This window comes from Dolichospermum compactum NIES-806 (assembly GCF_002368115.1).
In the GTDB taxonomy this organism is placed as follows: Bacteria; Cyanobacteriota; Cyanobacteriia; order Cyanobacteriales; family Nostocaceae; genus Dolichospermum; species Dolichospermum compactum.
In genome coordinates, this window is sequence record NZ_AP018316.1 from 4,362,266 (window position 1) to 4,385,259 (window position 22,994).

The 22,994-nt window shown below is 39.3% G+C and carries 26 protein-coding genes and 3 pseudogenes; 20 read left to right on the forward strand and 9 right to left on the reverse strand.

Annotated elements, in window-relative coordinates:
* Nucleotides 1-131 precede the first annotated feature (131 nt).
* Together ycf46 and CA730_RS20220 are read right to left on the reverse strand one after the other, a co-directional pair.
* A complete protein-coding gene (ycf46, locus tag CA730_RS20215) occupies nucleotides 132-1,643 on the reverse strand; it encodes a stress-responsive protein Ycf46 (RefSeq protein WP_096670013.1) in 1,512 nt (503 codons plus the stop codon).
* A 90-nt stretch (nucleotides 1,644-1,733) separates the two neighbouring features.
* The gene (locus CA730_RS20220; protein ID WP_096670015.1) at nucleotides 1,734-2,081 is read right to left on the reverse strand and encodes a hypothetical protein; all 348 of its coding nucleotides are present in this window, start codon (nucleotides 2,079-2,081) and stop codon (nucleotides 1,734-1,736) included.
* A gap of 165 nt (nucleotides 2,082-2,246) precedes the next feature.
* Between CA730_RS20220 and CA730_RS20225 the strand changes: the two are divergent.
* The 9 genes and pseudogenes from CA730_RS20225 to CA730_RS20260 all read left to right on the forward strand — a co-directional run.
* A pseudogene (locus CA730_RS20225) lies at nucleotides 2,247-2,390 on the forward strand (transposase); the annotation flags it as partial.
* Nucleotides 2,391-2,535: 145 nt separating this feature from the next.
* A complete protein-coding gene (locus CA730_RS20230; protein ID WP_197705548.1) occupies nucleotides 2,536-2,736 on the forward strand; it encodes a hypothetical protein in 201 nt (66 codons plus the stop codon).
* Nucleotides 2,737-2,846: 110 nt separating this feature from the next.
* Entirely contained in the window at nucleotides 2,847-3,041 is a 195-nt protein-coding gene (locus tag CA730_RS20235; RefSeq protein WP_096670017.1) for a hypothetical protein, read from the forward strand.
* Between the two features lie 10 nt (nucleotides 3,042-3,051).
* The gene (locus CA730_RS20240; protein WP_096670019.1) at nucleotides 3,052-3,558 is read left to right on the forward strand and encodes a hypothetical protein; all 507 of its coding nucleotides are present in this window, start codon (nucleotides 3,052-3,054) and stop codon (nucleotides 3,556-3,558) included.
* A 162-nt stretch (nucleotides 3,559-3,720) separates the two neighbouring features.
* The gene (locus CA730_RS20245) at nucleotides 3,721-4,875 is read left to right on the forward strand and encodes an NAD-dependent epimerase/dehydratase family protein (RefSeq protein WP_096670021.1); all 1,155 of its coding nucleotides are present in this window, start codon (nucleotides 3,721-3,723) and stop codon (nucleotides 4,873-4,875) included.
* 179 nt (nucleotides 4,876-5,054) lie between these two features.
* Nucleotides 5,055-6,188 carry a glycosyltransferase family 4 protein gene (locus tag CA730_RS20250; protein ID WP_096670023.1) on the forward strand — a complete coding sequence of 378 codons (1,134 nt, stop codon included), beginning with the start codon at nucleotides 5,055-5,057 and terminating at the stop codon, nucleotides 6,186-6,188.
* Between the two features lie 42 nt (nucleotides 6,189-6,230).
* Nucleotides 6,231-6,368 carry a hypothetical protein gene (locus tag CA730_RS24680; protein WP_157750031.1) on the forward strand — a complete coding sequence of 46 codons (138 nt, stop codon included), beginning with the start codon at nucleotides 6,231-6,233 and terminating at the stop codon, nucleotides 6,366-6,368.
* 66 nt (nucleotides 6,369-6,434) lie between these two features.
* Nucleotides 6,435-6,679: pseudogene (locus CA730_RS20255) on the forward strand (hypothetical protein); the annotation flags it as partial.
* Nucleotides 6,680-6,714: 35 nt separating this feature from the next.
* A complete protein-coding gene (locus CA730_RS20260) occupies nucleotides 6,715-6,984 on the forward strand; it encodes a hypothetical protein (RefSeq protein ID WP_096670025.1) in 270 nt (89 codons plus the stop codon).
* A gap of 124 nt (nucleotides 6,985-7,108) precedes the next feature.
* Here the strand turns inward: CA730_RS20260 and CA730_RS20265 are convergent, their stop codons facing one another.
* From CA730_RS20265 to CA730_RS20275, 3 genes are all read right to left on the reverse strand, one after another.
* Nucleotides 7,109-7,366: a DUF7219 family protein gene (locus tag CA730_RS20265; protein ID WP_096670027.1), complete on the reverse strand. Its 258-nt coding sequence runs from the start codon at nucleotides 7,364-7,366 to the stop codon at nucleotides 7,109-7,111.
* Between the two features lie 944 nt (nucleotides 7,367-8,310).
* A complete protein-coding gene (bchM, locus tag CA730_RS20270) occupies nucleotides 8,311-9,003 on the reverse strand; it encodes a magnesium protoporphyrin IX methyltransferase (protein WP_096671678.1) in 693 nt (230 codons plus the stop codon).
* A gap of 292 nt (nucleotides 9,004-9,295) precedes the next feature.
* Nucleotides 9,296-9,793, reverse strand: a complete 498-nt coding sequence (locus CA730_RS20275; RefSeq protein ID WP_096670029.1) for a DUF937 domain-containing protein — start codon at nucleotides 9,791-9,793, stop codon at nucleotides 9,296-9,298.
* Between the two features lie 538 nt (nucleotides 9,794-10,331).
* On the opposite strand from CA730_RS20275, the gene CA730_RS20280 reads away from it, so the two are divergent.
* The 5 genes from CA730_RS20280 (at nucleotide 10,332) to CA730_RS20295 (ending at nucleotide 15,060) form a co-directional block, all read left to right on the forward strand.
* Entirely contained in the window at nucleotides 10,332-11,873 is a 1,542-nt protein-coding gene (locus tag CA730_RS20280) for a YcjF family protein (protein WP_096670031.1), read from the forward strand.
* A 471-nt stretch (nucleotides 11,874-12,344) separates the two neighbouring features.
* Nucleotides 12,345-13,130, forward strand: a complete 786-nt coding sequence (locus tag CA730_RS20285) for a sigma-70 family RNA polymerase sigma factor (protein WP_096670033.1) — start codon at nucleotides 12,345-12,347, stop codon at nucleotides 13,128-13,130.
* 679 nt (nucleotides 13,131-13,809) lie between these two features.
* Nucleotides 13,810-13,974: a hypothetical protein gene (locus CA730_RS24685; RefSeq protein WP_157750032.1), complete on the forward strand. Its 165-nt coding sequence runs from the start codon at nucleotides 13,810-13,812 to the stop codon at nucleotides 13,972-13,974.
* Nucleotides 13,975-14,166: 192 nt separating this feature from the next.
* Nucleotides 14,167-14,631, forward strand: a complete 465-nt coding sequence (locus tag CA730_RS20290; protein WP_096670035.1) for a hypothetical protein — start codon at nucleotides 14,167-14,169, stop codon at nucleotides 14,629-14,631.
* A 24-nt stretch (nucleotides 14,632-14,655) separates the two neighbouring features.
* Nucleotides 14,656-15,060 (forward strand): hypothetical protein, encoded by a 405-nt coding sequence (locus CA730_RS20295; protein WP_096670037.1) that lies wholly within the window; start codon nucleotides 14,656-14,658, stop codon nucleotides 15,058-15,060.
* Between the two features lie 57 nt (nucleotides 15,061-15,117).
* On the opposite strand, the gene CA730_RS20300 is transcribed toward CA730_RS20295, so the two are convergent.
* Entirely contained in the window at nucleotides 15,118-15,318 is a 201-nt protein-coding gene (locus CA730_RS20300) for a zinc ribbon domain-containing protein (RefSeq protein ID WP_269076531.1), read from the reverse strand.
* A gap of 16 nt (nucleotides 15,319-15,334) precedes the next feature.
* Between CA730_RS20300 and tnpA the strand changes: the two are divergent.
* From tnpA to CA730_RS20315, 3 genes and pseudogenes are all read left to right on the forward strand, one after another.
* Nucleotides 15,335-15,574, forward strand: a pseudogene (gene tnpA / locus CA730_RS20305) (IS200/IS605 family transposase); the annotation flags it as partial.
* A 216-nt stretch (nucleotides 15,575-15,790) separates the two neighbouring features.
* Nucleotides 15,791-17,017 (forward strand): urease accessory protein UreH domain-containing protein, encoded by a 1,227-nt coding sequence (locus CA730_RS20310; protein WP_096670039.1) that lies wholly within the window; start codon nucleotides 15,791-15,793, stop codon nucleotides 17,015-17,017.
* A complete protein-coding gene (locus CA730_RS20315) occupies nucleotides 16,992-17,624 on the forward strand; it encodes a hypothetical protein (RefSeq protein ID WP_096671680.1) in 633 nt (210 codons plus the stop codon). The genes CA730_RS20310 and CA730_RS20315 overlap by 26 nt, the downstream gene beginning before the upstream one ends.
* Nucleotides 17,625-17,827: 203 nt before the next feature.
* Here CA730_RS20315 and galE read toward each other — a convergent pair whose 3' ends face one another.
* The 3 genes from galE to CA730_RS20330 form a co-directional block, all read right to left on the reverse strand.
* Nucleotides 17,828-18,826, reverse strand: a complete 999-nt coding sequence (gene galE / locus CA730_RS20320) for a UDP-glucose 4-epimerase GalE (RefSeq protein WP_096670041.1) — start codon at nucleotides 18,824-18,826, stop codon at nucleotides 17,828-17,830.
* 127 nt (nucleotides 18,827-18,953) lie between these two features.
* A complete protein-coding gene (locus tag CA730_RS20325) occupies nucleotides 18,954-20,084 on the reverse strand; it encodes an acyltransferase family protein (RefSeq protein WP_096670043.1) in 1,131 nt (376 codons plus the stop codon).
* Between the two features lie 24 nt (nucleotides 20,085-20,108).
* A complete protein-coding gene (locus CA730_RS20330; protein WP_096670045.1) occupies nucleotides 20,109-21,083 on the reverse strand; it encodes a helix-turn-helix domain-containing protein in 975 nt (324 codons plus the stop codon).
* A gap of 545 nt (nucleotides 21,084-21,628) precedes the next feature.
* Between CA730_RS20330 and CA730_RS20335 the strand changes: the two genes are divergently transcribed.
* From CA730_RS20335 to CA730_RS20345, 3 genes are all read left to right on the forward strand, one after another.
* On the forward strand, nucleotides 21,629-21,823 hold the full coding sequence (locus tag CA730_RS20335; RefSeq protein WP_096670047.1) for a hypothetical protein: 195 nt from the start codon (nucleotides 21,629-21,631) through the stop codon (nucleotides 21,821-21,823).
* An 86-nt stretch (nucleotides 21,824-21,909) separates the two neighbouring features.
* Nucleotides 21,910-22,473 (forward strand): PEP-CTERM sorting domain-containing protein, encoded by a 564-nt coding sequence (locus CA730_RS20340; protein WP_096670049.1) that lies wholly within the window; start codon nucleotides 21,910-21,912, stop codon nucleotides 22,471-22,473.
* Nucleotides 22,474-22,497: 24 nt separating this feature from the next.
* A complete protein-coding gene (locus CA730_RS20345) occupies nucleotides 22,498-22,959 on the forward strand; it encodes a peroxiredoxin (protein WP_096670051.1) in 462 nt (153 codons plus the stop codon).
* The last annotated feature ends 35 nt before the right edge of the window (nucleotides 22,960-22,994 follow it).

Below are 22,994 nucleotides of genomic sequence, written 5' to 3' on the forward strand. Positions count from 1 at the left end.
CAATAAGAAGATTGATGAGAAAAACGACAACGGTTCTTTTCCAACTAAGCCGCATGATTTGGGAACGGCTTTTTTCTATCTGTTAGCCTTGTGACTAACCTTTCCCCCTGACAAACAGCAGAGGAAAGCTTTTAAAACTCCATGCGCTGATATTCAGCGACAGAGGAGGCTGCGGGTCTAGCACGCTGTCTGGCCCAATCCCTTAAGGCTGTGACCTGTTCTTGCATCGTTCGTGACAGCGGCAAAGTAGACTTCAATGCAGCAATAATATCTAATTGGGTGAACTCCCGATCTTGGGCGAAGGCTTCATACATAGCCGCCACTATCGCTTGTTCAATTTCTGCGCCAGAAAAGCCATCGGACATTTTTGCTAGTTGCTCTAGGTCAAATCTAGCAATTTCTTCCCGGCGTTTAGTCAGGTGAATACCGAAGATATCCTGACGTTCTTCAGGTGTGGGCAGATCCACAAAGAATATTTCATCAAAGCGACCTTTCCTCAAAAACTCTCCAGGTAAGCGTTCTACTCGGTTAGCAGTCGCCATGACAAACACTGGAGATTTCTTTTCTTGCATCCAGGTAAGGAAAGAGCCGAAAATTCTGTTTGATGTCCCCCCATCAGAATCGCCAGAACCACCGCTACCCGCAAAGGATTTATCCAATTCGTCAATAAACAGAATCGTGGGGGAAATTGATTCTGCTGTTTTCAGGGCGTTCCGCAGGTTGGCTTCACTTCGACCCACCATTGAGCCGTCGTATACCCGCCCCATATCTAATCTCAGAATTGGTAAACCCCATAAACGGGAGGTAGTTTTAGCAATCAGTGACTTACCACAACCAGGAACACCGAGAATTAACATTCCTTTTGGTTGGGGCAACCCATACTCTCTCGCTCTTTCTGTAAAGGCGTTAGAGCGTTGGGTGAGCCAGGTTTTCAATTCTTCCAAGCCGCCAACAGCGTCAATGGTTTCATCTTCTTCGATGTACTCCAAGATACCGTTACGGCGGATGAGTTGTTTTTTCTCGGATAAGACGATATCAACTTCATCTTCCGTCAAACACCCAGTTGTTACCTGTGCTTTGCGGTAGACTTTCTCAGCTTCATCTTTAGTTAGACCTAAAGCGGCTCTGAGTAGCTTTTCTCGCGCCTCGGTGGTTAGCCGTCGTCCACGATTTTGCTCTTGATGGACGGTTAAAACTTTATTTAACTCAGCCATGTCAGGCAATTGAAAATCTAAAACAACAACTTCTTTTTCTAGTTCTATCGGAACTTGTTGCACAGGAGACATTAAAATAATGTTCTTTTGCGTTCCTTTAAAACTAGCGATCGCGTCCCGGAGCGATCTGGTTGTTGCCGGCGCATCAATAAACGGATGTAAATCTTTAAGAATAAATATACTGGGTTCTTTTTGCCGAATAATCCAATCAATAGCTGCTTCGGGAGAAACAGTATTGTGTTGAGTTGTATTCCGGGGTTGACCGTACTCGACGATACCGTGAGTTACTGTCCACACATATACTCGTCTTTGGGGTTTTAAATCTTGGGAGACTTTAAAAATTGACTGCTCTGCCCGCTCTTCCTCGGAGGTCACAAGGTAGATTAAAGGGTATTGAGCTTGAATTAAAATATTGAGCTCTTCTTTCATACTATCGACCTACTTGAGACCTTATAGAGACAGTACCGATCAGCGATCGCATGGCGTTAAGCCAGACTATTAATCATCATTAATTCCTATCTAACAAGGAACTAATTCTTCCTCACCCTTGGGATAGGTTTCTTCTTTTTCTCTACCATCAATTGATAGATGATCCTGACCGATGATTCCTGGTTGGTTGCCCAAGTTCACGAGTTCACCATCACGCAGTACGAGTGAGGTTTCACAGGTGGGGCAGGAATAAATCCGGTGGGTTCGGCCATGAGTAGACGCTTCTATCTCTTCTACTATTTCTGAGTTGGTCAGGTAGAAACTGAGCGCCCGTTCTGCTAGGTCTGACATTGGTTCTGAGTCAACGGCAGAACGGATTTTAAGTTTTCTGTGCAGTTCCGGTGATAAATATAACGTAACCTTTTGCTTAGTTTGCATACAACTTTCTGGTGGTCTTACCCGGGTATGTATACCACCTTATCGGCTCTTTTCTCAGTTGTCAAGATGGTAAAGCGTTTTAACTGCAATTTTGTTACATTTCGTAATATATTTAGATCTTTCTGTCTGAATCAGGATGTCCAGGATTTAGGGATTTTCAGGATTTTTTTGGTGCTTGAGTTTAACGGTGAAGGGAATCACGTCCATGCACTGATTGAATATCCTCCTAAATTATCCGTTTCTCAAATAGTAAATGCCCTAAAAGGGGTATCCAGCCGCAGATATGGACAAGCCGGATATAAAAAACCCTAGTAATAAATATAGGCAGTAATATAAAAATTGCCAACAAATTGAAATTAATAAGGTATTGACAATAAATTCAGGAGCAAAAATGAGAGAATGAATCTGAATTAAATAAAAATACCAAAAAATATGAATAACCAAAAAGAAGAATTTGAGTGTAAATAATGAAGATAAAGAACAAGGAATAAACAAAGAAAATCCGATTAATATCATACAGGGGTATTCCCGTGACCATCGTCCAGACTTAAAACAATGTATATTAGATTTAATAGTAAGTAGTGATGGAGATATACCTTTATTTTTTAGAGGAGCATCAGGAAATGAATCATTAATGTCCCTCTCAAAGCCTTAGCAAATCGCGGTTGTACTCATGCGATCGCTATTCATTTAGGAAATGGTGAACTCTGGAATCGGCATGAATTTCCCAACCAGACAATAATTGAAATTCGTCCAAAGGAAGATATGGGTAGTCCTAACAAATTACTAGATTTCAGTCCCGAACGGATTCAACTTTTGCAAAAACGGGGTTATCAAGATGCCAAACGCTGTCTTGAGCCAATTTTACAAACACTGATGATTGAGCGATCGCGCCAAGAAAGTTTTGCGCGACTTCAGGAAACATCAAAGCAATTAAGAGACGATCCACCAATATATTAATGAAAACTGAATGATGAAACAGCCTTGGGGTGCAGTACAAATAAACAAGGTGCTGTGCGCTATGATTTCCGGCGTGGGAATAGGGATGATCTTGTGGGGGTGTAATGCTAATAACTCCCAGCTTCAAGAGACAAGATGGAATATATATAGAAATAAGCGTTATGGTTTTGAGTTTCCCTATCCGCATACTTGGCAGGTGTTAGGAAACCCAGACAATAGTGATGGTGTTGTTTTAGTTTCACCAAACCAAAAAAATCTAGAAATTCGTGCTTATGCAAGTAAGCCTGTATTAAAATCCGTAACTGAAAATTCTCAGCCTGTCCCTAATTTTCGGACTCATCAAGGTTTTGCTGGAGTATTGGCTGTAGAGGCTGGAGAAAAGGTGACTGTGATCAAATTAACTATTAGCCAAGAGCAATTGGCATATCACTGGCAAGGACAAAGCACGAGTCAAGACTTTAAAAATTATTATCGGCTGTTTTATTACATTGCCCAGGAGTATAAAATTAGTCAGTAGCTAATTGTCAGTTGTCAGTAGGAAAAATCTTCTCCCCTGCTCCCCTGCCTCTTGGCTGTTCCCTGTTCCCTGTTCCCTGTTCCCTTCATTAAGAGAATTTAATGATGAAGAGGGGACATAAACCTGATAGATTTAGCTATCAGCGAGTAAAAACTGGTAAAGATGAAAGTCCTGGTTATTGGTGGTGATGGGTATTGCGGTTGGGCAACCGCGCTTTACCTTTCTAATCGAGGTTACGAAGTTGGAATTTTAGATAGTTTGGTGCGGCGACACTGGGATAATGAATTGGGTGTAGAAACCCTTACCCCAATCGCACCAATTCAGAAACGTCTCCAGCGATGGCAGGATTTGACTAGTAAGTCTATTGATCTGTTTATCGGGGATATTACTAATTACGAGTTTCTGCACAAAGCTTTACACGAATTTCAACCAACTGCGATCGTGCATTTTGGTGAACAGCGTTCAGCGCCTTTTTCCATGATTGACCGAGAACACGCTGTTCTCACTCAGGTGAATAATGTGGTTGGCACGTTGAATTTGCTGTACATTATGCGGGAAGATTTCCCAGATTGCCATTTGGTGAAGTTGGGAACAATGGGTGAGTATGGAACTCCCAACATTGATATTGAAGAGGGATACATTACGATTGAACATAACGGACGTAAGGATACTTTGCCCTATCCGAAACAGCCCGGTTCTATGTATCACTTGAGTAAAGTCCATGACAGCCATAATATCCACTTTGCTTGCCGGATCTGGGGTTTAAGGGCTACAGACTTAAATCAGGGGATTGTTTACGGTGTCTTAACCGAAGAAACGGGGATGGACGAACTGTTAATTAACCGGTTGGATTATGATGGTGTATTTGGTACAGCATTGAATCGCTTCTGTATTCAAGCTACCGTGGGACATCCTCTCACCGTCTACGGTAAAGGTGGACAAACTCGTGGCTTCTTGGATATTCGGGATACGGTGCGATGTATTGAGTTAGCGATCGCTAATCCGGCTGAACCAGGAGAATTTCGTGTGTTTAACCAATTTACCGAACTATTTAGCGTCGTTGATTTGGCAATGATGGTGAAAAAAGCCGGCAACGCTATGGGACTGAATGTGGATATTAATCACATAGACAACCCTAGAGTGGAGAAGGAAGAACACTATTTCAACGCCAAAAACACCAAACTCTTGGATTTGGGCTTACAACCGCATCTTCTCTCGGATTCTCTACTTGATTCACTATTAAACTTTTCTGTCAAGTATCAGAACCGAGTTGATCACAAACAAATTCTCCCCAAAGTCTCTTGGCATAGAAAATAGGTGACAGTAAAGGAGGCAAGAGGCAAGAGGCAAAAGGCAAGAGGCAAAAGGCAAAGGTGGATTCATTCTCCCCTGATTCCTGACTCCTGACTCTTAACTTCTGACTCCTGACTCTTAACTCCTAACTCCTAACTCCGAACTCCGAACTCCGAACTCCGAACTCCGAACTCCTTCTTTTTATGAGAATTGCCCTATTTACAGAAACCTTTTTACCTAAAGTTGATGGCATTGTTACCCGTCTTCGCCATACTGTTGACCATTTGCAACGTCTTAGCAATCAAGTTTTGGTATTTGCCCCCGAAGGTGGTATCACTGAACATAAAGGTGCGAAAGTTTACGGAGTTAGTGGCTTTCCCTTACCTCTCTATCCAGAGTTAAAAATGGCACTGCCCCGCCCTGCCATTGGTCACGCTTTAGAAGAGTTTCAACCAGATATTATTCATGTTGTTAATCCCGCAGTTCTCGGACTATCAGGGATTTTTTATAGTAAAGTTCTCAAAATTCCTTTGGTGGCTTCTTATCATACTCACTTGCCCCAATATCTACAACATTACGGATTAGGGATGTTAGAAGGGTTACTATGGGAGTTGTTAAAGCTGGGTCATAATCAGGCTGAATTAAATTTGTGTACCTCTACGGCAATGGTAAAGGAACTTTCAGCGCATGGGATTGAAAGGTGTGATTTATGGCAACGGGGGGTAGATACAGAATTATTTCATCCTGATTTAGTCAGTGCCAAAATGCGATCGCATCTTTCCCAAAATCATCCAGATAGCCCTTTATTATTGTATGTTGGTCGTCTTTCAGCGGAAAAGGAAATCGAACGCATTAAACCGATTTTAGAAGCTATTCCTGATGCCAGATTAGCATTAGTTGGCGATGGTCCCCACCGTCAAGCTTTGGAAAAACACTTTGCTGGGACAAATACTTACTTTGTTGGTTATCTTATGGGTAAAGAATTAGGCTCTGCCTTTGCCAGTGCTGATGCTTTTATTTTTCCTTCCCGCACAGAGACACTCGGATTAGTGCTGCTAGAAGCTATGGCTGCCGGGTGTCCAGTAGTAGCAGCCCGTTCTGGAGGCATCCCTGATATTGTGACAGATGGTGTAAATGGATATCTTTTTGATCCAGAGGCTGATATTCAAGAAGCGATTAATGCTACAATCCGTTTGTTAAAACAACGGCAGGAAATAGCTATTATTCGGACAAATGCCCGTGCAGAAGCAGAGAAATGGGGATGGACATCGGCGACACAACAACTAGAAAATTATTATCAAAAAGTAATCTTAAAGAGGAGTCAGGAGTCAGAATAAGAATGCTAAACCCCTTCCAAGTTGAAATCCATAGTTTTTTCTATGGCGAAAACTCAAGTTTTCAAGATGGATGAACTATGGACAAAGGTGGAAGATGTTAATAGCAGAAATCTGATGGAAATTCGGATTAGTGCGAGTCGGGGGATTGCCGGTTATGCTCGGTCAAATTGTGACTATTAATGATGCGGCGTTAGAATTTTAGGTTCTCCGGTCAGACAAGCTAATAATAGAAATAATAATGAATTAATTTTGGCTATTTGCGATCGCCAAAACCCAAATATTTTCATTCTCTGGAATCAATCTTTAACTTCTCAATCTGAGTTACTCAGTGCAGATGTAGTGGAGAAGTTAGAACGGAGTATTAATCTCACTGTTAATCCGTTAACTAACCCAGAAGGTGGATCTCGTAGTGGGTTAGTGGTCTTAGAAGATATCAGTTGAGAAAACGCATGAAACCTACCTTCCGCACCTTAAACTGTCACACAACGGAAATTGGTCGTTTGGAGATTTGGTTTTAGCGAACTGCTTGCAGCAGCGCTTCGCTATCGCCTACCAATATTTCTTGGTTTTGGTACAAAATACAACATTAAATGGGGATAAAAATCAGAAAAAACCGATTGTGACACCGGGGGGTGCGGAATGTGGGATGAAAAGCACCTTATACCGTTATCTGAATCCTCATGTAGCCGAGCAGGTGATGGCTTTGGGACAGGATACTTTAATGGTGGGTGAACGGAAGGATGTCACTATGTTGTTTTCTGAAAACCAACAGATCAAGCTGTGCAAATTCATTTAGAACGCGCCTATCAATACCAGCAGATACCACCACCAAAGTCCTGGGATGGTGTTTGGACAATGATGGCAAAATAGTCAGTTGTTAGTTGCTGTAAACCAATGACCAATGACCAATGACCAATTACCTAACCTTCTTCAGAACCGTTACTTTGAAAAGGTTGTTCACCGATTTTCAGTTGTTTTTTTGATTGTTTTAACTGTTTCCAAAGTAACTTAATCTGGTCATAAGCCTCATCTGGTGAGATCTTGCCACCAGTTTCTAAATTGCAAATATAACTAACCTTTTGGGCAAATTCCTGCAAATTCGCATTAAATACCAAGTTTTCTGGTTTGACATGACCATAATAGCGACCACGGGGATAGAGAAAATCTTCTTTGCTCATCATTTTTTTTCTCCATTTACTCAACTGCTCTATAAAACTTATATAATACTGACAGCGCAGCGTGCCTTAAGCCATACATTGCTGTTTGTTTCCCCTCTTGGTGATCAAGACAGATGGATAGTTCTGTCTTCATAGCTCCTCTACCCTGTAAGAGTGGGATAGATAAAACTATTACATCCTACTGATAGTTTAGAGTGGCGTGAGCCATAGGTGGAGCTTTAGGGCAGTTATTCACGTTTAGTTATTCTCTAATTTATTAACAACAGATTTTATTAAATTCAATGTGTCATTAATATATCTCTTAAGATAGATTAATACATTCATTTTTGCAATACTTGGAAAAACTTTCCTTGCAAACCATAATTATACATTTAAATTAGAATAATTGAAAATACAAGTATTTGATGAGTGAACTACCCACACTGACCTGACGGTACAGCGTGGGCTTCCTGCCCAGCAGAAAGCTTAATAAACCTGTTCTGTCAGATTGGGAAAATACAATACCTGAAAGGTTTACGGGGCTTTGGTTTTGACATTTTATGCATTAATTTTATTTTTTAATACATAAAAAAGCGCCAAATCTTGATGAAATAAGAGTTACAAAAGATGGATTCGATTATTGTTTTCCGAGAGTGACAGAACAGGGATAGGGTTCGCGGAAGAAGTCTTTTCCTTAGGGCTAGTACCGCAAAGCGGAAGTTAAAAGTCAAAAGTAATATTAACAATACCTTGTCCATTCTCTGTAGGTTGGGTTAAGCGACAGCGCAAATCAAGGCTTATTACAATTTGGACAAGGTATTGATTAAGCAAGCTTTTTGACGATTGAGAATGGTTGGTGTATTTACGCCGCAGTGTACCAGGAGTCAGGGGGAAGAAAGAAGATGGGAATATTCCCGACTTCTCCAAGAAATCGGGAATATGAAGTATCAATTGTAATTTACTACTTAGACAGATGTGCGAGTTGCTTCTAGTAAACTGGAAAAGTAAAACTTTGTTCGCGTCATAGCTTGTCGTTGGATTGAAAAGCCATTTTTTTCCAGAACTTTGATCACATCAGCTTTAGGATGTAAATAAGCGCGAGTGGTTTTACTCGGACCAGGGAAGAAAGTACCAATTTTTTTGAGGATAGTCAGGAAGCAAGTTTTAGGCGCAAAACTGAGAATAATTCGTGATTGCGCTAAAGAACACAGATGAGAAATCATCTCGTCAGCTTTTTCTAGAGGGTAATGAATCAAAACATCTAAACAGATTACAGTGTGATAATTACCACTTAAAGATTCTAAATCCTGTACTGCAAAGGAGGGATTTACAGTATTGGACAAAGCCATTACAGCCCTATCCTGAGCTTCTGATACCATTTTGGCAGAAATGTCGCTGGCGTAGACCTTAGCGCCACTTATAGCCAGAGGAATACTCAGACTACCTACACCACACCCAGCATCACAAATTGATAATGATGGTAAATTGTTGTCAGCTTCTAACCAGCCGATGACATTATCTACAGTTTGTTGATGTCCAGTGCGAATATCTAGCTGAACCTTGTTGACTTCACCATCACCATAGATGCGTTGCCACCTATCAAAACCTGTGGAGTTGAAGTATTCGCGGACTATTGTTTTATCCTCGGCTGCGTTCATAAACTCAATTGTTAATTGTTCACAATTCTTAAAATTATCATCCCAATTATATGTAAAGCTGCACAGAATCATAAAATTCAATAGACATCTCCAGAAATTAAATATGCGTATCCTAGAACCCTTGTAGAGACGTTCCATGGAACGTCTCTACATTCTTTTCTGGATATGTCTAATGAATTCATCTGTGTTTATCTGCGTTTATCTGCGGTCAATTATTTTTGAGATCTTATTCTATGCAGCTTCATCTGAATTTGGTATCAGTAGATTCTCAGCGACAAAAATCCCAGTCAGTTTAAATTCTTAAAAACTTACTAGCTAATTTAATCGCGTCCGTAATGTCTACATCACCATCACCGTCAGCATCTAGAAATTTATTGAGTAATGGATTACCACCAGATTGTAAAAAACTCAAAATTAAAGGGACTAAAGTTGGTAATAATTGTTGAATTGTATTTACATCTAAGCTAGTACCCTGGGCGGCAGTTTCCGCTACTTGTGCTTGGATATCTGAAGAAAATAAGGTATCTACAGCTTGGGAATGGGCTGAAGTGCCGGCAAATTGATTGACTAAATCTTGTACGGCTTCACTGCCGTCAGTAGCTTGTTTTGCCTGTAAAGATGATTGTACTTGTTTACCGACAACTGATAAAACTGATTGCATGGTGGAAGAGTCTGCACCAACACCATTGCCTAATTGTTTAACTGTGGTGGCAATATTTACTAAATTATCCAAACCACCGGGTTGAGTGGAATTACTAACTGCACCAAGAATTTGATCAAATAGCCCCATTAATTTTTTCCTGTTGTTTTTAATATCTCTAATTATCAATGATACAGCAAAATCAAGTCATCAACAGTTAGAAATCAGGAATAAAGTCAAAATTATTATAGTGATGAATGAGCAATTGGTATCACTATTTGTCAAAGTTTTGTTTGTAAATTACCGAGTAAGAGACCTTCTTTATGGAGTAATATCGCCTTTTTTGAGGCTGTTTGAAAATAGCTATTGCCTACTAATAACCCTCCAGATGTACCTAAAAATGATATTCCCAGGAAAAGACTATACCCCAGGACAACTTTTTTCTGATACTCACGCGGGGGAATAATTTTTGAAAAGAGCTAAAATGTTTAAACTCAGAGATAAAGTTCATATGGTGACTTAGCATTTCACTTTCCCATGAATTGGGATTAGGTCAAAAATGGAGAATTTAAAAGTCAGTCAATCAGGCAACACCACACATACACTGAAATATTAGTTTATCAAAAATTGTTGCTTTTTACTTTGCTATCTGAGAAAAACATTATACAGGTAATAACTTCTATCCTTCATGCCTTTGTCTCGTATTGTTACACTAATTGTTGGCCTGATCGTCATTTTGGCGTTAATCCTATGGCTAATTGATTCTCTTTCCCGGTTGTACTGGCAGTTGTCCTATTCGCCGTTGTTGGGTAATTTACTATTATTACTGCTAGTTTTACTAATTGGTGGTTTGATTGCTGCTTTTGTTTATTATGTCTTGGTGCTGCGGCAGGGGGAGGAAAAATCCCGTCGTCAACGTCAAAGGGTGACTTCTGCCCAAATTCCGGCGGCTAAATCGGATGCGGCTTCTTCTACTTTGCAAGCGGTACGTCAACAGGTAGCCCAAATTCAAGATGAGGTGACACGCCAAGCTTTACTGAGTCGGACTAAGGAAATTGAGGCGAATTTAGCGAGAGGGGAAATTCAGGTTGTTGTTTTTGGTACTGGTAGTGCTGGGAAAACTTCCCTGGTAAATGCGATTATGGGGCGGATAGTTGGTGAGGTGAATGCGCCAATGGGGACGACTCAGGTGGGTGAAACCTATTGTTTACGCTTAAAGGGTTTGGAACGGAAGATATTAATTACTGATACTCCAGGGATTTTAGAACCGGGGGTGGCGGGTACGGAACGGGAACAATTGGCTAGGGCTTTGGCGACGGAAGCGGATTTACTGTTATTTGTGGTAGATAATGATTTACGCCGTTCTGAATATGAACCATTGCGGGGTTTGGCGGAAATTGGCAAGCGATCGCTTTTAGTTCTGAATAAAACAGATTTATACACTGAAACTGACATAGAATCAATCTTGGCGAGATTACGGGAGCGGGTACGGGGTTTTATTGCTACTAATGATGTGGTGGCGATCGCTGCCAATCCCCAAATAGCCCAATTAGAAACCGGCGAAACCTTTCAACCTGAAGCGGATATTATCCCCTTATTACGGCGTATGGCTGCGATTTTACGCGCTGAAGGTGAAGATTTAGTGGCAGATAATATTCTCTTACAGTCTTTACGCTTAGGAGAAGAAGCCCGTAAACTGATAGATTCTCAGCGTCGTCGGCAAGCTGATAAAATTGTTGAGCGGTATCAATGGATTGGAGCAGGTGTGGTTTCTGTCACCCCATTGCCAATGGTAGATTTACTCGCAACCGCCGCTGTTAATGCCCAAATGGTAGTAGAAATTGGTAGGCTTTATGGTTGTGATTTAAACATGGAACGGGGCAAAGAATTAGCGCTATCTTTAGGAAAAACTATTGCCGGTTTAGGGATCGTTAAAGGGGCTATTGAATTATTATCAACGGCTTTGCAACTCAATGTGGCTACTTTTATTGTGGGTAGGGCAATTCAAGGGGTGACAGCGGCATATTTAACCCGAATTGCGGGGAAAAGTTTTATTGAATATTTTCGTCATGATCAAGATTGGGGTGATGGGGGCATGACAGAGGTAGTACAACAACAGTTTCAGATTAATCGCCGGGATGAATTTATCAAAGTTTTTGTGCAAGAAGCGATCGCTAAAGTCGTCAAACCATTAACTGATACCTTTGCAGAAAAAGAAGATTATAAATAAAAACACTGAAATAATTATTGAATATTTCACATACTGAATTATTGTCTATAATTCCGGAAATCCGCCGGTGCTTCAGATTCGAGACTATGCTTCGCTATCTAAAATTTCCAGAACTTTGTATAAAACTTATCCTTTGAGTTATTCAGAAATCTGAAATTACTGATTGTGACACTAACAGTTTAATAATGGTGTATTATGCCGTCTATTTAAGCGTACCCATGGGTGCAAGGGCTTTACACACCCTACGGATCTGTTTACAAATCAAATATGATGACTACAGAAGATAGTCTTACTACTTTTTCAAGGATTTTATTTACGTATAATTACTTAATTATATCTTTAGGTTTGACTAAAATTTCAGTAAAATAACTATGGCTTATTTAGCCTGAACTAAGGAGAATATTTACAAGCTTAAAAATAATATACACAACGCCATTATTTGCATACAGGAATTAATACAAAGGAATTAATATGAAATTCAATGAGTCCTCTGCTCGTTCTGATGGTATTGATCTCTTATCCCTCTACTACACAAACCCCTCTATTCAACTTCGTAATCAGCTTGTTGAATTACATCAAGGATTAGTGCGAAAAATTGCCTATAAATTTAGCCAGAGTTGTTATGAATCTTATGAAGATCTAGAACAAATTGGATATTTTGGTTTAATTAGAGCAATTGAACGTTTTGATCCTGATCAGGGATATGCTTTGAGTTCCTTTGCTGTACCGTATATTCGCGGTGAGATTCTTCACTTTTTGCGTGATAACTCTACCTTATTAAAAATTCCCCGTCGTTGTCAAGAAGTTTACAGTCAAGGACAAAAAATTCGTAAGGAATTAGCCATATCTTTAAATCATCCTCCCAAAGAAATTGAAGTTGCTAACAAGCTACATATATCTTTAGAAGAGTGGCAAGCAACCAAATTAGCAGTTCAAAATCGCATTCCTTTGAGTTTAGATAATACAGCATCTAATTATGTAAATTCCCCAGTCACCTGGGCTGATTTGCTTCCCTGTCACCATAGCATCGCACTTCAGCAACGGCAAGAAGAAAAAGAGCAGCTAGAAGGAGCAATAAGTATGCTAGATGATAAACCCAGAATGGCAGTGGAGTTAGTGTTTGTTAAACAATTAACTCGCAAGGATGCTGCTAAGAAGATTGGGGCTACACCAATGACAGTAACACGATATCTGCAAAAAGGGTTACAACAGTTGATTACTTATTTACAACCAACCTCCATTGCGACTGGATCTTAAAATATTGGCAAAAATACGGAGATTTGTGGTTTTTGGCATTTTGGCATTTTTTCTATCTGTTGCATTGCTATTCTGGGTACGCGAATGTCTTTGTGCGATAATTCCGACTTGCAGAATCCCTCGGTCTATAGCCGGGGGTCTTTTTTACCTATTCAATTAGACAGAAATGAATTAATTTTAAACGTTCCTACTGATAAAGATAACTATATCAAAATAAAGTTAAATCCCACATTCCGCACTTCATTGTGTAGTACAGGCACGAGTGTAATAAGTAGCAGAAACAGTTTAATCACCAAATATCGGACATAGAAATTACCGAAAAATGCTTGTCAAAAATATTATTTATTATGTTAAGTTGTGGGGAGAATAACTGATTGAAAAATTCAAATTAAACTGTCTTCCTGGCTTTTTAAACACAATAAAAAAGCTAGAATTTTTGCGTGCATAATTTATTTTTTGATAGTTACCTAATTTTTAAAAACTATAGTTTTTAATTACCTGCGAATGTAGTTTTTGTATACTACTTATTGAACCTACCTTCCGCACCCTAAACTGTCACACAAGGAAAATTGGTCGTTTGGAGATTTGGTTTTAGCGAACTGCTTGCAGCAGCGCTTCGCTATCGCCTACCAATATTTCTTTTCAACGTAATGGGGATAAAAATCAGAAAAAACCGATTGTGACACCGGGGGGTGCGGAATGTGGGATTGAAGTGCGTGATGAGCAGGTGTTAGGGGCTGTTTCTGCCTTATCAATGCTGTCACCTGTGGATCAAGTCGTTAAACATCAATTTAACGACTTCTCAACTCCTGAAAATGCACGGTTGGAAACTAAACATAATTAGATATGATTAAGTATATATAAGTATATATTTTATGCACGGTTTAAAAGTTAGTGGTAAATCACCAATTTTTTTTTGAATGGGTGATATAGTTGATTAGAAACTGAAAAAGCCACTAAAAGGATAAGATACACCTATCCGTATATTTATTTTCATGGCTTTTTATGGCTTAAAGATTTTCATGAGGTAGCGAAAATGACTCCGTTGACAAAAACAGTGGTAATATCTCAACTATCGGCTACACAAAGCTTGCAGGGAGTTTCTCTTGTTTATCAACCATTAGCTACACAAAGCTTGCAGGGAGTTTCTCATATTCAGTTTCAACAAAAATCTTTTGGACTCTTAAATTCTTTTGGACTCTCTAAGATTCAAGAATTAATACAAAATTTGTCTAATCTTGAGGGTGTAGAAAGTGTTAAAGCTGTATTGAAAAATGTCCATTCAGTCGTTTTTCAAATTAAATTATCTACTTTATCTGAACAAGAAACTCCTGATGATTTTGAATATGAAATTGAAGTGAATGATTCAGAGCAGATTTGGAAAGAAGCTCAAGATTTAGTTCTGAAAACCTGCTGTCATTTAAGAGATATTACTGGGGAAAAATGGTATTTCTTCACGCAAATAGTAGAAGATTTTACTAATCCATTACTTGATTCATAAAAGGGTCAAGCATCTACTATAAATATGTCAAAATCCCATATTCTTCACATTAAACAGGCAGAATTAAACGAAGATGCCGCTGACATTGCAGCCCAATCAGAATGTTATGATTGGGCTGTTACTATGTGTTTTTATGCCGCGCTTCATTATGTAGAAGGTCATGCAATATTTAATAGCAAAGATATATATGCGGAGTATTATAATATTGAATCAAATCAACATAATAGGCGAATAGCCTACGTTCACGACGTAAGTTATGATAAGTATGGTGATATGTTGCGTAGTGCTGCATACGAAACACTTTATAAAGCAAGTATGAAAGCGCGTTATATGGAAAATATACCGTGTTATTCAAGAAAATATTTTAAATTAAGTTTTAATAGATATTTTCAAGAGCTATCAATTGTAAAAGAGTTAGTGAAAATTTGAATTTTTTAACCTTAAATCTAACTTTTACTAACTAACCACCCGATCTGATTACACAGCTTACCCGCTTTGGTGAAGCGCCCGTTTAGAGTCGTGGCAATGCCCTATCCCGACTTTATTTATATTTTTGGCGGCGTTCTCGTCTCGGTCTTGTTCAGTCCCACAATTCAAGCACTTAAGCGACCGAATTTTTAAGTCAAGTTTCCCCCACTTGTAGCCACATTCAGAGCAAATTTGGCTAGTTGGTTCCCATCTACTAATAAGTTTTCTTTTTAAACTTGAGTTTAACGGTGAAGGGAATCACGTCCATGCACTGATTGAATATCCTCCTAAATTATCCGTTTCTCAAATAGTAAATGCCCTAAAAGGGGTATCCAGCCGCAGATATGGACAAGCCGGATATAAAAAACCCCACGAAGAATCTCTATGGAGTCCCAGCTATTTTGCCGTTTCAGTCGGGGGTGCGCCACTAGAAATATTAAAAGAGTATATTAAGAATCAAGAAAAGTCGTCCTAGAAGGACGGGGCTTGTTTCCCGTCTTTTCGGTCAAAACAATCATGACCCCTAGCACCACCCACAACCATTTTCTGATCATGATTTAACTCCAACTATAGGAAATTAAATATTAAAACTACACCAAGTTTGACAGCTTGTCTTTTGACATTGACATCATGGTAAGAGATGTAAAAGGTATACTTTCCCAATTACCAATTGCGAATTGCCATCATGAATATGCTAGATTTATTACTCATCACATTACTAGGGTTTTTGGGCAGTTTTGGACATTGCTTTGGGATGTGTGGACCCTTAACAGTAGCTTTTTCTCTTTCTCAACAGCAGAAAAATCCGACTTGGCAACAGCAATTACAATTTCATACCTTACTCAACTTGGGGCGAATGTTGAGTTACGCTTTAGTTGGTGCTGCTATTGGCGCAATCGGTTCGGTATTAGTAGAAGGTGGACAACTGGCAGGAGTCGGTAGTGATTTGCGGCGGTGGATAGCCATAATTACAGGCATAATGCTGATTTGGTTTGGTTTAGGACAGGTCAAACCAGATTTTTTACCGCATATTCCCATCCTACACCCTATCTTAAAAGGGAACTTACACAACCGTCTCAGTGCAGCCATGCTCCACTTATCTGCACAAACTCAATGGTGGACACCGTCACTTTTGGGCATGACTTGGGGATTAATGCCCTGTGGTTTTTTATATGCGGCTCAAATTAAGGCTGCGGCTACAGGAAATTTGTGGCAAGCAACAGCGACAATGTTAGCTTTTGGGATTGGCACGCTCCCTATCATGCTAGGCGTAAGTGTTTCTACGGCTTTAATGAGTAAAGATCGCCGCAGTCAATTATTTCGCTTGGGTGGGTGGGTAACTCTGATAATTGGCAATATTACCCTTTTGCGGACAGGGGATACGATGACAGACTATAGCGGACACGCTGCCCTAATTTGTTTAATTCTCTCATTGATTGCCCGTCCTGTGAATAGTTTTTGGTCTGCACCTCTGCGTTACCGTCGAGCTTTGGGAGTTGGGGCTTTTGTTCTGGCTGGGGTACATACTATTCATCATTTTGAACATTCTCTAGAGTGGAATTTCAACGCTTTTTGGTTTTTAAAGTTAAAATTTCAATGGGGGATGAGTGCAGGGGCTGTGGCATTGGCATTAATGCTCCCAGCTGCTTGTACAAGTTTTGACTTTCTGCAAAAGTCATTAGGTAAACGTTGGCGACAAATTCATCTCTTGAGTGTACCAGCTTTGTTATTGAGTGCTATTCATGCGGTGATGATTGGTTCTCATTACTTGGGCGCTTTTAGATTAAGTTGGCAAAACCAGTTAGCAGCCGTGTTGCTGGGGATAATTATTTTTGGTGTATTATTAGTGCGCTCACGGTATTTTTGGTTATATTTACATCTAGAAAAATTTTATGTTCCTCCCAATAAGTCGCGGTAAATTGACTCGTTCTACTCCATGCAACAGCAAAATCAGGTATCTATTATTATTAATTTTATCTAGTTTGATAGTGACTACAAATACTCAAGTTCTAGCCCACACGGTGAAAATATCCGAAGATGTGGGTGGTACTGTCCATTTAGAACCTAATGATAATCCCCGCGCTGGGGAAGTTACTCAAACTTGGTTTGCCCTGACGCGAAAAGGTGGTAAGGTAATTCCTTTAAAAGATTGTAATTGTCGGTTGGCTATTTATGCTGAACCTCATGTAGCCGGAGAACCAGCATTAATTGAACCTCGATTAAAATCTATTCAGGCTGAACAGTATGAAGGCATACCAGGGGCAGAAGTTACTTTTCCTAAACCAGGGGCTTATCAGTTGCAATTGAGTGGTAAACCTGTGACTGAGGGAAGTTTTAAACCTTTTGAGTTAAAGTTTTTTGTGACTGTGGCTACAGGAAAGGCTATAGATATTTCTCAACCTGGGCAAAATGAGAATCAGCAAGGAACGACAATTGGGTTAATACAACCTTTGATTTGGTTGGGAATTTTGTTGCTGTCTGGAGGTATTGTAGTTTTCTTGGTACAAATGAAGAAGCAAAACTAAATTATAATTCTTCCCAAAACTTGTTAGTTAATACAGCATCTACATTTGACGGTATCCTCAACCCAGAGATAAAAATCTTCTTCGTATAAGTTTTTGACTGATGTTTGGCGCATAATATTTATTTGCTGTTTATTCCTATTTTACCGGATATGGAAAGGGAAAAGGAGAAAATTACTCTCCATTCCCCCTCAATCAGTAGTTAGTTATTTATGCCTGGTTTGATGCCATTGCCAAGCGTGAGAGACGATATCTTTAATACCTGGATATTGAGGTTGCCAATTCAAGATTTTTCTGGCTTTTTCGCTTGTACCAATTAAGGCTGGAGGATCTCCAGGACGGCGATCGCATTCTTTGACTGATATTACCATACCTGTGACATCTTCTGCCGCAGCAATCACTTCTCTAACTGAAAAACCATTACCATTACCTAAGTTAAAAACTTCGCTTTCACCACCATTTAATAAATATTCTAGTCCTAAAATATGGGCATCGGCTAAATCATTGACATGAATATAATCGCGGATGCAAGTACCATCAGGAGTGGGATAATCAGTCCCAAAAATGCTAATAGCTTCCCGTTGACCTAATGCTGTTTGTAACACTAAAGGGATTAAATGGGTTTCGGGATGGTGATCTTCTCCTAATAATCCTTCAGGGTTAGCACCGGCAGCATTAAAGTAACGGAAACGCACTGATTTAAAATTGTATGCCACATCAAAATCAGTTAATATCCTTTCTACCATTAATTTAGTTGCCCCATAGGGATTAATGGGATTTTGGGGATGATCTTCCGTAATCGGAATAAAATTCGGTACACCATAGGTAGCACAGGTGGAAGAAAAGACGAATTTATGAATTGAAGCTGCTAACATTGACTCTAATAATGTCAACGTTCCTAAAACATTATTCCGGTAATATTTAGCAGGATCTGTAACAGATTCACCTACATAAGCATAGGCAGAAAAGTGCATAACTGCGGCAAAATTACGAGTCTGAAAAAGATGATCTAATAAAGTGCGATCGCTCGTATCCCCTTCTATCAATTCTACCTCTAAAACCTGTTCTACCAAATCCCGATGTCCATACACCAAGTTATCTAGGATAACTACCTCATAACCAGCTTGCTTGAGTGCTAACACTGTATGAGAACCAATATATCCTGCTCCCCCTGTCACCAAAATGCTAGGTTTTCTCGCTGACATAGTTTATTTCTCCTTGATGGTCATTTTGTTAATCTAATTTAGCTTAATTTGAAATAAAATCCCCGACTTCTTCAAGAAGTCGGGGATCTGATCTCTGGTCAATATGCCTGTCCCAGCAGAACTTTATTTACACTTTAATAAACCAGCGTTTCTGATACATTAAGACAGCCACACCATACCAAAATAACAAGGTAACAAATGCAAACAAAAATGAGCCATTGAAATTTCCTGCCCAAGATGCAAAGATATTTTTGTAAATCCAATTATAGATACTAACAGCAGTTTCACCTGTACCCAGTTGGGTTTTGGCTATGATTTTAATTAGAAATACAGAAGCTACAAAAAGAGCGATCGCATTTAATCCCATGATCTCAAAAGGCTTACTCCAGCGTTTAATTAGCCTCACTTCTATCAACTCATAACAAGCTGCTAATAACATTAACGCCCAACCAGAGGTAAATAAAACATAGGAACTTGTCCAAATTTTCTTATTAATGGGAAATGACACATCCCAAATAATTGCAATTACCAAACAACACAAACCAAACAATACTAAATCCATGCTAGTTTGTGAAGTAGCTTGTTTTTTATCTTTAATCCATTCCCCCGTGAAATAACCAGCTAAAACGCTAACTATTGCCGGAATAGTGCTAAAGAGTCCTTCTGGGTCTCCCATAAAATTAAACCCATCACCTTTATACAAATGTGCTTTGGGAATAATTAATCTATCAATAAATGCACCAAAATTACCTTCTCGCGTCAGCACTCCCGCACCATAATCAGGAACTGGGATATACATCATTGTCAACCAATAGGCAATGAGTAATCCTCCTGCTACTAACCATTGACTTTTGCGAGGTAATTTTAAAACTATTAAAGATGCAAAAAGATAAGTTAAAGCAATCCGTTGTAATATCCCCATCAAGCGGATACTACTTAAATCAAAAGTCCAAACACCTTGATTCCAAAAACCATTTAATACTAAACCCAATATAAATAGAATCGCAGTCCGGCGCAGGATGCGTAAGTAAACTGCTTGAGTAGGTTTGTTCTGGGCGGTATATTTTGCTAAAGAAAAGGTCATTGCTACACCGACAATGAATAAAAAGCAGGGAAATATTAAATCAGTAGGTGTACAACCGTGCCATTGGGCATGACTGAGGGGACGATAAACATCATCTGCAACTCCGGCCATATTAGCGAGAATCATCGCTGCAATGGTGATACCACGAAACACATCAAGTGAACTCAGACGCATAGGCGGAATAATCTATTTGAGAGTCTAACGGGTACTTTTTTCTTCTAGAAACTTCCCAATGTCACCATCAAATAAGTCAATGATGGTACTAACAACCACTTTAATTTTGAGGGGATTATTTCCATAGAGATAGCATAGTTCATATTTTTGTTCATCAGTTCCCAATAATTGTTTTGATTGGATTAGGGAAAAAGCTATTTCTGATGAACCCAATAATCCCAAAGAACGTACTGATAATGTCCACTTCTCCATAAAACCAACTTCAGCAGGTTTGGATTGACTGGTGAAAATGAGACAGCTTTGATGGTGTGTTTCCGCAATTATTTGGGTTAGTTGAGTATATTTTATATAATTAACATCTGAAGCCGGGTCAAGATTATCCAAGATAATCAGACAACGACGAGTACGCAAATAATGGATAACTCGATTAATGTCGGATTTGCTTTCTTTGTGATTAGAGACAAAAGATAGCAAGTCAGTGATCATACTCTCAAAAGATGGAACAGTAGGCACTGAACGCCAAAAAACGCAATCAAACTCACCCCCAATCTGTTTTGCTAGTTGAGTAGCTAAAGCTGTTTTACCAATTCCACTGATACCGAACAATCCTACCAACCGACAGCTATCTTGGATGATCCATGATTCTAGCTGTATGAGTTCTTCCCTGCGTCCGTAAAATGGTGAAATATCAATTGCTGTTCCCCAGTCTTGGAATTTATTGAAATTGTTTTTTTTTGCGTATTTGTCCGGATTGCGGGGGGGGGTAGATATTACTTTATCGCTGCTAGTGGTAATTTTTTGCCAATCTAGATTTAATTTGCGACATAGTTCTTCAACTGTTGTATGGTTAACGGGTTTACCAGTTAAGAAATTACTAACTGTAGCTAAGGATAATCCGGTATCATCAGCTAAGGCTCTTTGGTTAGCGTATCCATTGCGTGTAACAGCCACCCTAACCTCGTCAATACAGTCATAACGAACGCATAGTGATCTTGGCATTGATTTCTGTTAAGTGGTTATTCCCATGATGAAAGCGTACAGATGATGGTTTATTTTTACGCTTAAACCCGCCTGTTTTAGGTAATTTATGACTTTAATTTTTAATTTCTTTTAGTCTAAATTCCCGTTACTGTATTTAATTTTAGGATATTTTGGCTGGTGTTGAGCGATCGCCTCTTTTATTTTTCCGAAGTTTTCTGTTGTCAAGGGGGGAAACCGGAATCTAATCCCCTCCCCTTTGCAATTATCGTGTACACACAAGTTAAATTACCCCCCTTAATCCTTATGAAGGGGGGAAACAAGAAAATCCAGTTCCCTCCCCTTTGCAAGGGGAGGGTTAGGGTGGGGTGAAAAAGATTGTAGAGACCGCCCGCTACTCATCCCCACTATAAAAGTACATTGAGGCTGGGGACTTTCGCGTATTGTTAAAAAATTTAATATCCCGCTTTCCGCACTTCATTTTGTAATGAATCTACAACGGTTTCCAGTTTTTTTAGCTTCTACAGCTACATCAGTGATGTTACTTCATTAATAAAGTCAGTAGTATGAATTATAATGGCACTAATCCTATTGCGGATAAATACATCAGATTTGTTGCGGGAACTGGGAGTAATATCGGTAGTACCTTTTTGCAAATTGACCGGGATGGTACTTCAGGTAGTTCGATATTTAAGAACTTCCTTCAGGTTGATAACATCACTACCACCCAGTTAAACAACGTCGATAACTTTGTTTTTTAACATTTTCTATCAGGATCTCTATGTTGACTCAATTTAAAAACCCTCTGATCACCATCGGTATAACCTTGTCCACTGGTATCAGTTCCATGGCAATCTCTGCTCCTGCTTACTCTATCAACTTAGTTAATTTAAACACTTTTAACTCCATTGGAGATGTTATTAGTAACAACACAGTTATTTCCTCAGGTTCACCGAATACGGTTGAAATCAGTGGTGGTACTGGTACTTTGGAGGATTTCCTGGGTATTGACCCGACCAATTTTTCAACTGTTATCCCAGACAATACTTTTGGTTCAGCCATTAAAAGTACCTTTAGTAACATTAATTCTGGAGATGTATTTAGCTTTCAATGGCAATTTAACCAAGACAATCAAGATCAAGCTTTTGTAGCGATTGCCAATAATATTCAAGCTTTAACGGGTAATAATGGTACTTATAGCTATACCTTCACTTCACCGGGAAGTTATAATATTGGTATTGGAGTTGTTGACGTTAATGATACAACAGGTCAATCAACTCTCACCCTAAGTAATGCTCAAATTCAGGCTGTTCCTTGGGAAACTGATACCCTACCAATATTAGGTAGTACAATTCTTTTTGGTATTGGTGTTTGGGCTAAACGTAAATACACTGGCAATTCTAAATCTTGAGACTCCCTAATTAATAATTTTAATATGTCTATCAAAGTTGGAGATACCGCGCCTGACTTTAGTTTACTTGACCAAAATGGCAAAAACGTCAGTCTGGCAGACTTTCGGGGTCAAAAATCCGTTGTCCTCTATTTTTATCCCAAGGATGATACACCAGGATGCACTGTAGAATCTTGCGCTTTTCGAGATCAATATGAAGTGTTTCAAGCCGCTGGTGCTGAAGTTATTGGTGTGAGTGGTGACTCTAGGGAATCTCATCAAAGGTTTGCAAATAAATACAATTTACCTTTTACACTTTTAAGTGATCAAGGTGATAAAGTCCGAAAACAATACGGTGCAACTACCGCTTTTGGTTTCATTCCCGGCCGAGTTACCTATGTAATTGATCAAAATGGAGTGGTTCAGTATGTGCTTGATTCCATGTTGAACTTTAAAGGCCACGTTGAAGAAGCATTAAAAACCCTGGAACAACTAGCAGCAAAGTAAGATAGGTTACAAAAATTACCTTTGAACAAACAACA

Excerpts from the sequence above, each read along its gene's own strand:
- CA730_RS20275 (WP_096670029.1), bottom strand. The coding sequence starts at position 9,793 with ATGGGGCTATTTGATCAAATTCTTGGTGCAGTTAGTAATTCCACTCAA.
- CA730_RS20340 (WP_096670049.1), top strand. The coding sequence starts at position 21,910 with ATGGCAATCTCTGCTCCTGCTTACTCTATCAACTTAGTTAATTTAAAC.
- CA730_RS20345 (WP_096670051.1), top strand. The coding sequence starts at position 22,498 with ATGTCTATCAAAGTTGGAGATACCGCGCCTGACTTTAGTTTACTTGAC.
- CA730_RS20265 (WP_096670027.1), bottom strand. The coding sequence starts at position 7,366 with ATGAGCAAAGAAGATTTTCTCTATCCCCGTGGTCGCTATTATGGTCAT.
- CA730_RS20290 (WP_096670035.1), top strand. The coding sequence starts at position 14,167 with ATGACTCCGTTGACAAAAACAGTGGTAATATCTCAACTATCGGCTACA.
- galE (WP_096670041.1), bottom strand. The coding sequence starts at position 18,826 with ATGTCAGCGAGAAAACCTAGCATTTTGGTGACAGGGGGAGCAGGATAT.
- bchM (WP_096671678.1), bottom strand. The coding sequence starts at position 9,003 with ATGAACGCAGCCGAGGATAAAACAATAGTCCGCGAATACTTCAACTCC.
- CA730_RS20335 (WP_096670047.1), top strand. The coding sequence starts at position 21,629 with ATGAATTATAATGGCACTAATCCTATTGCGGATAAATACATCAGATTT.
- CA730_RS20325 (WP_096670043.1), bottom strand. The coding sequence starts at position 20,084 with ATGCGTCTGAGTTCACTTGATGTGTTTCGTGGTATCACCATTGCAGCG.
- CA730_RS20310 (WP_096670039.1), top strand. The coding sequence starts at position 15,791 with ATGCTAGATTTATTACTCATCACATTACTAGGGTTTTTGGGCAGTTTT.
- ycf46 (WP_096670013.1), bottom strand. The coding sequence starts at position 1,643 with ATGAAAGAAGAGCTCAATATTTTAATTCAAGCTCAATACCCTTTAATC.
- CA730_RS20285 (WP_096670033.1), top strand. The coding sequence starts at position 12,345 with ATGAAATTCAATGAGTCCTCTGCTCGTTCTGATGGTATTGATCTCTTA.
- CA730_RS20220 (WP_096670015.1), bottom strand. The coding sequence starts at position 2,081 with ATGCAAACTAAGCAAAAGGTTACGTTATATTTATCACCGGAACTGCAC.
- CA730_RS24680 (WP_157750031.1), top strand. The coding sequence starts at position 6,231 with ATGGCGAAAACTCAAGTTTTCAAGATGGATGAACTATGGACAAAGGTG.
- CA730_RS20315 (WP_096671680.1), top strand. The coding sequence starts at position 16,992 with ATGTTCCTCCCAATAAGTCGCGGTAAATTGACTCGTTCTACTCCATGC.
- CA730_RS20245 (WP_096670021.1), top strand. The coding sequence starts at position 3,721 with ATGAAAGTCCTGGTTATTGGTGGTGATGGGTATTGCGGTTGGGCAACC.
- CA730_RS20250 (WP_096670023.1), top strand. The coding sequence starts at position 5,055 with ATGAGAATTGCCCTATTTACAGAAACCTTTTTACCTAAAGTTGATGGC.
- CA730_RS20280 (WP_096670031.1), top strand. The coding sequence starts at position 10,332 with ATGCCTTTGTCTCGTATTGTTACACTAATTGTTGGCCTGATCGTCATT.
- CA730_RS20240 (WP_096670019.1), top strand. The coding sequence starts at position 3,052 with ATGATGAAACAGCCTTGGGGTGCAGTACAAATAAACAAGGTGCTGTGC.
- CA730_RS20295 (WP_096670037.1), top strand. The coding sequence starts at position 14,656 with ATGTCAAAATCCCATATTCTTCACATTAAACAGGCAGAATTAAACGAA.
- CA730_RS20235 (WP_096670017.1), top strand. The coding sequence starts at position 2,847 with ATGGGTAGTCCTAACAAATTACTAGATTTCAGTCCCGAACGGATTCAA.
- CA730_RS20330 (WP_096670045.1), bottom strand. The coding sequence starts at position 21,083 with ATGCCAAGATCACTATGCGTTCGTTATGACTGTATTGACGAGGTTAGG.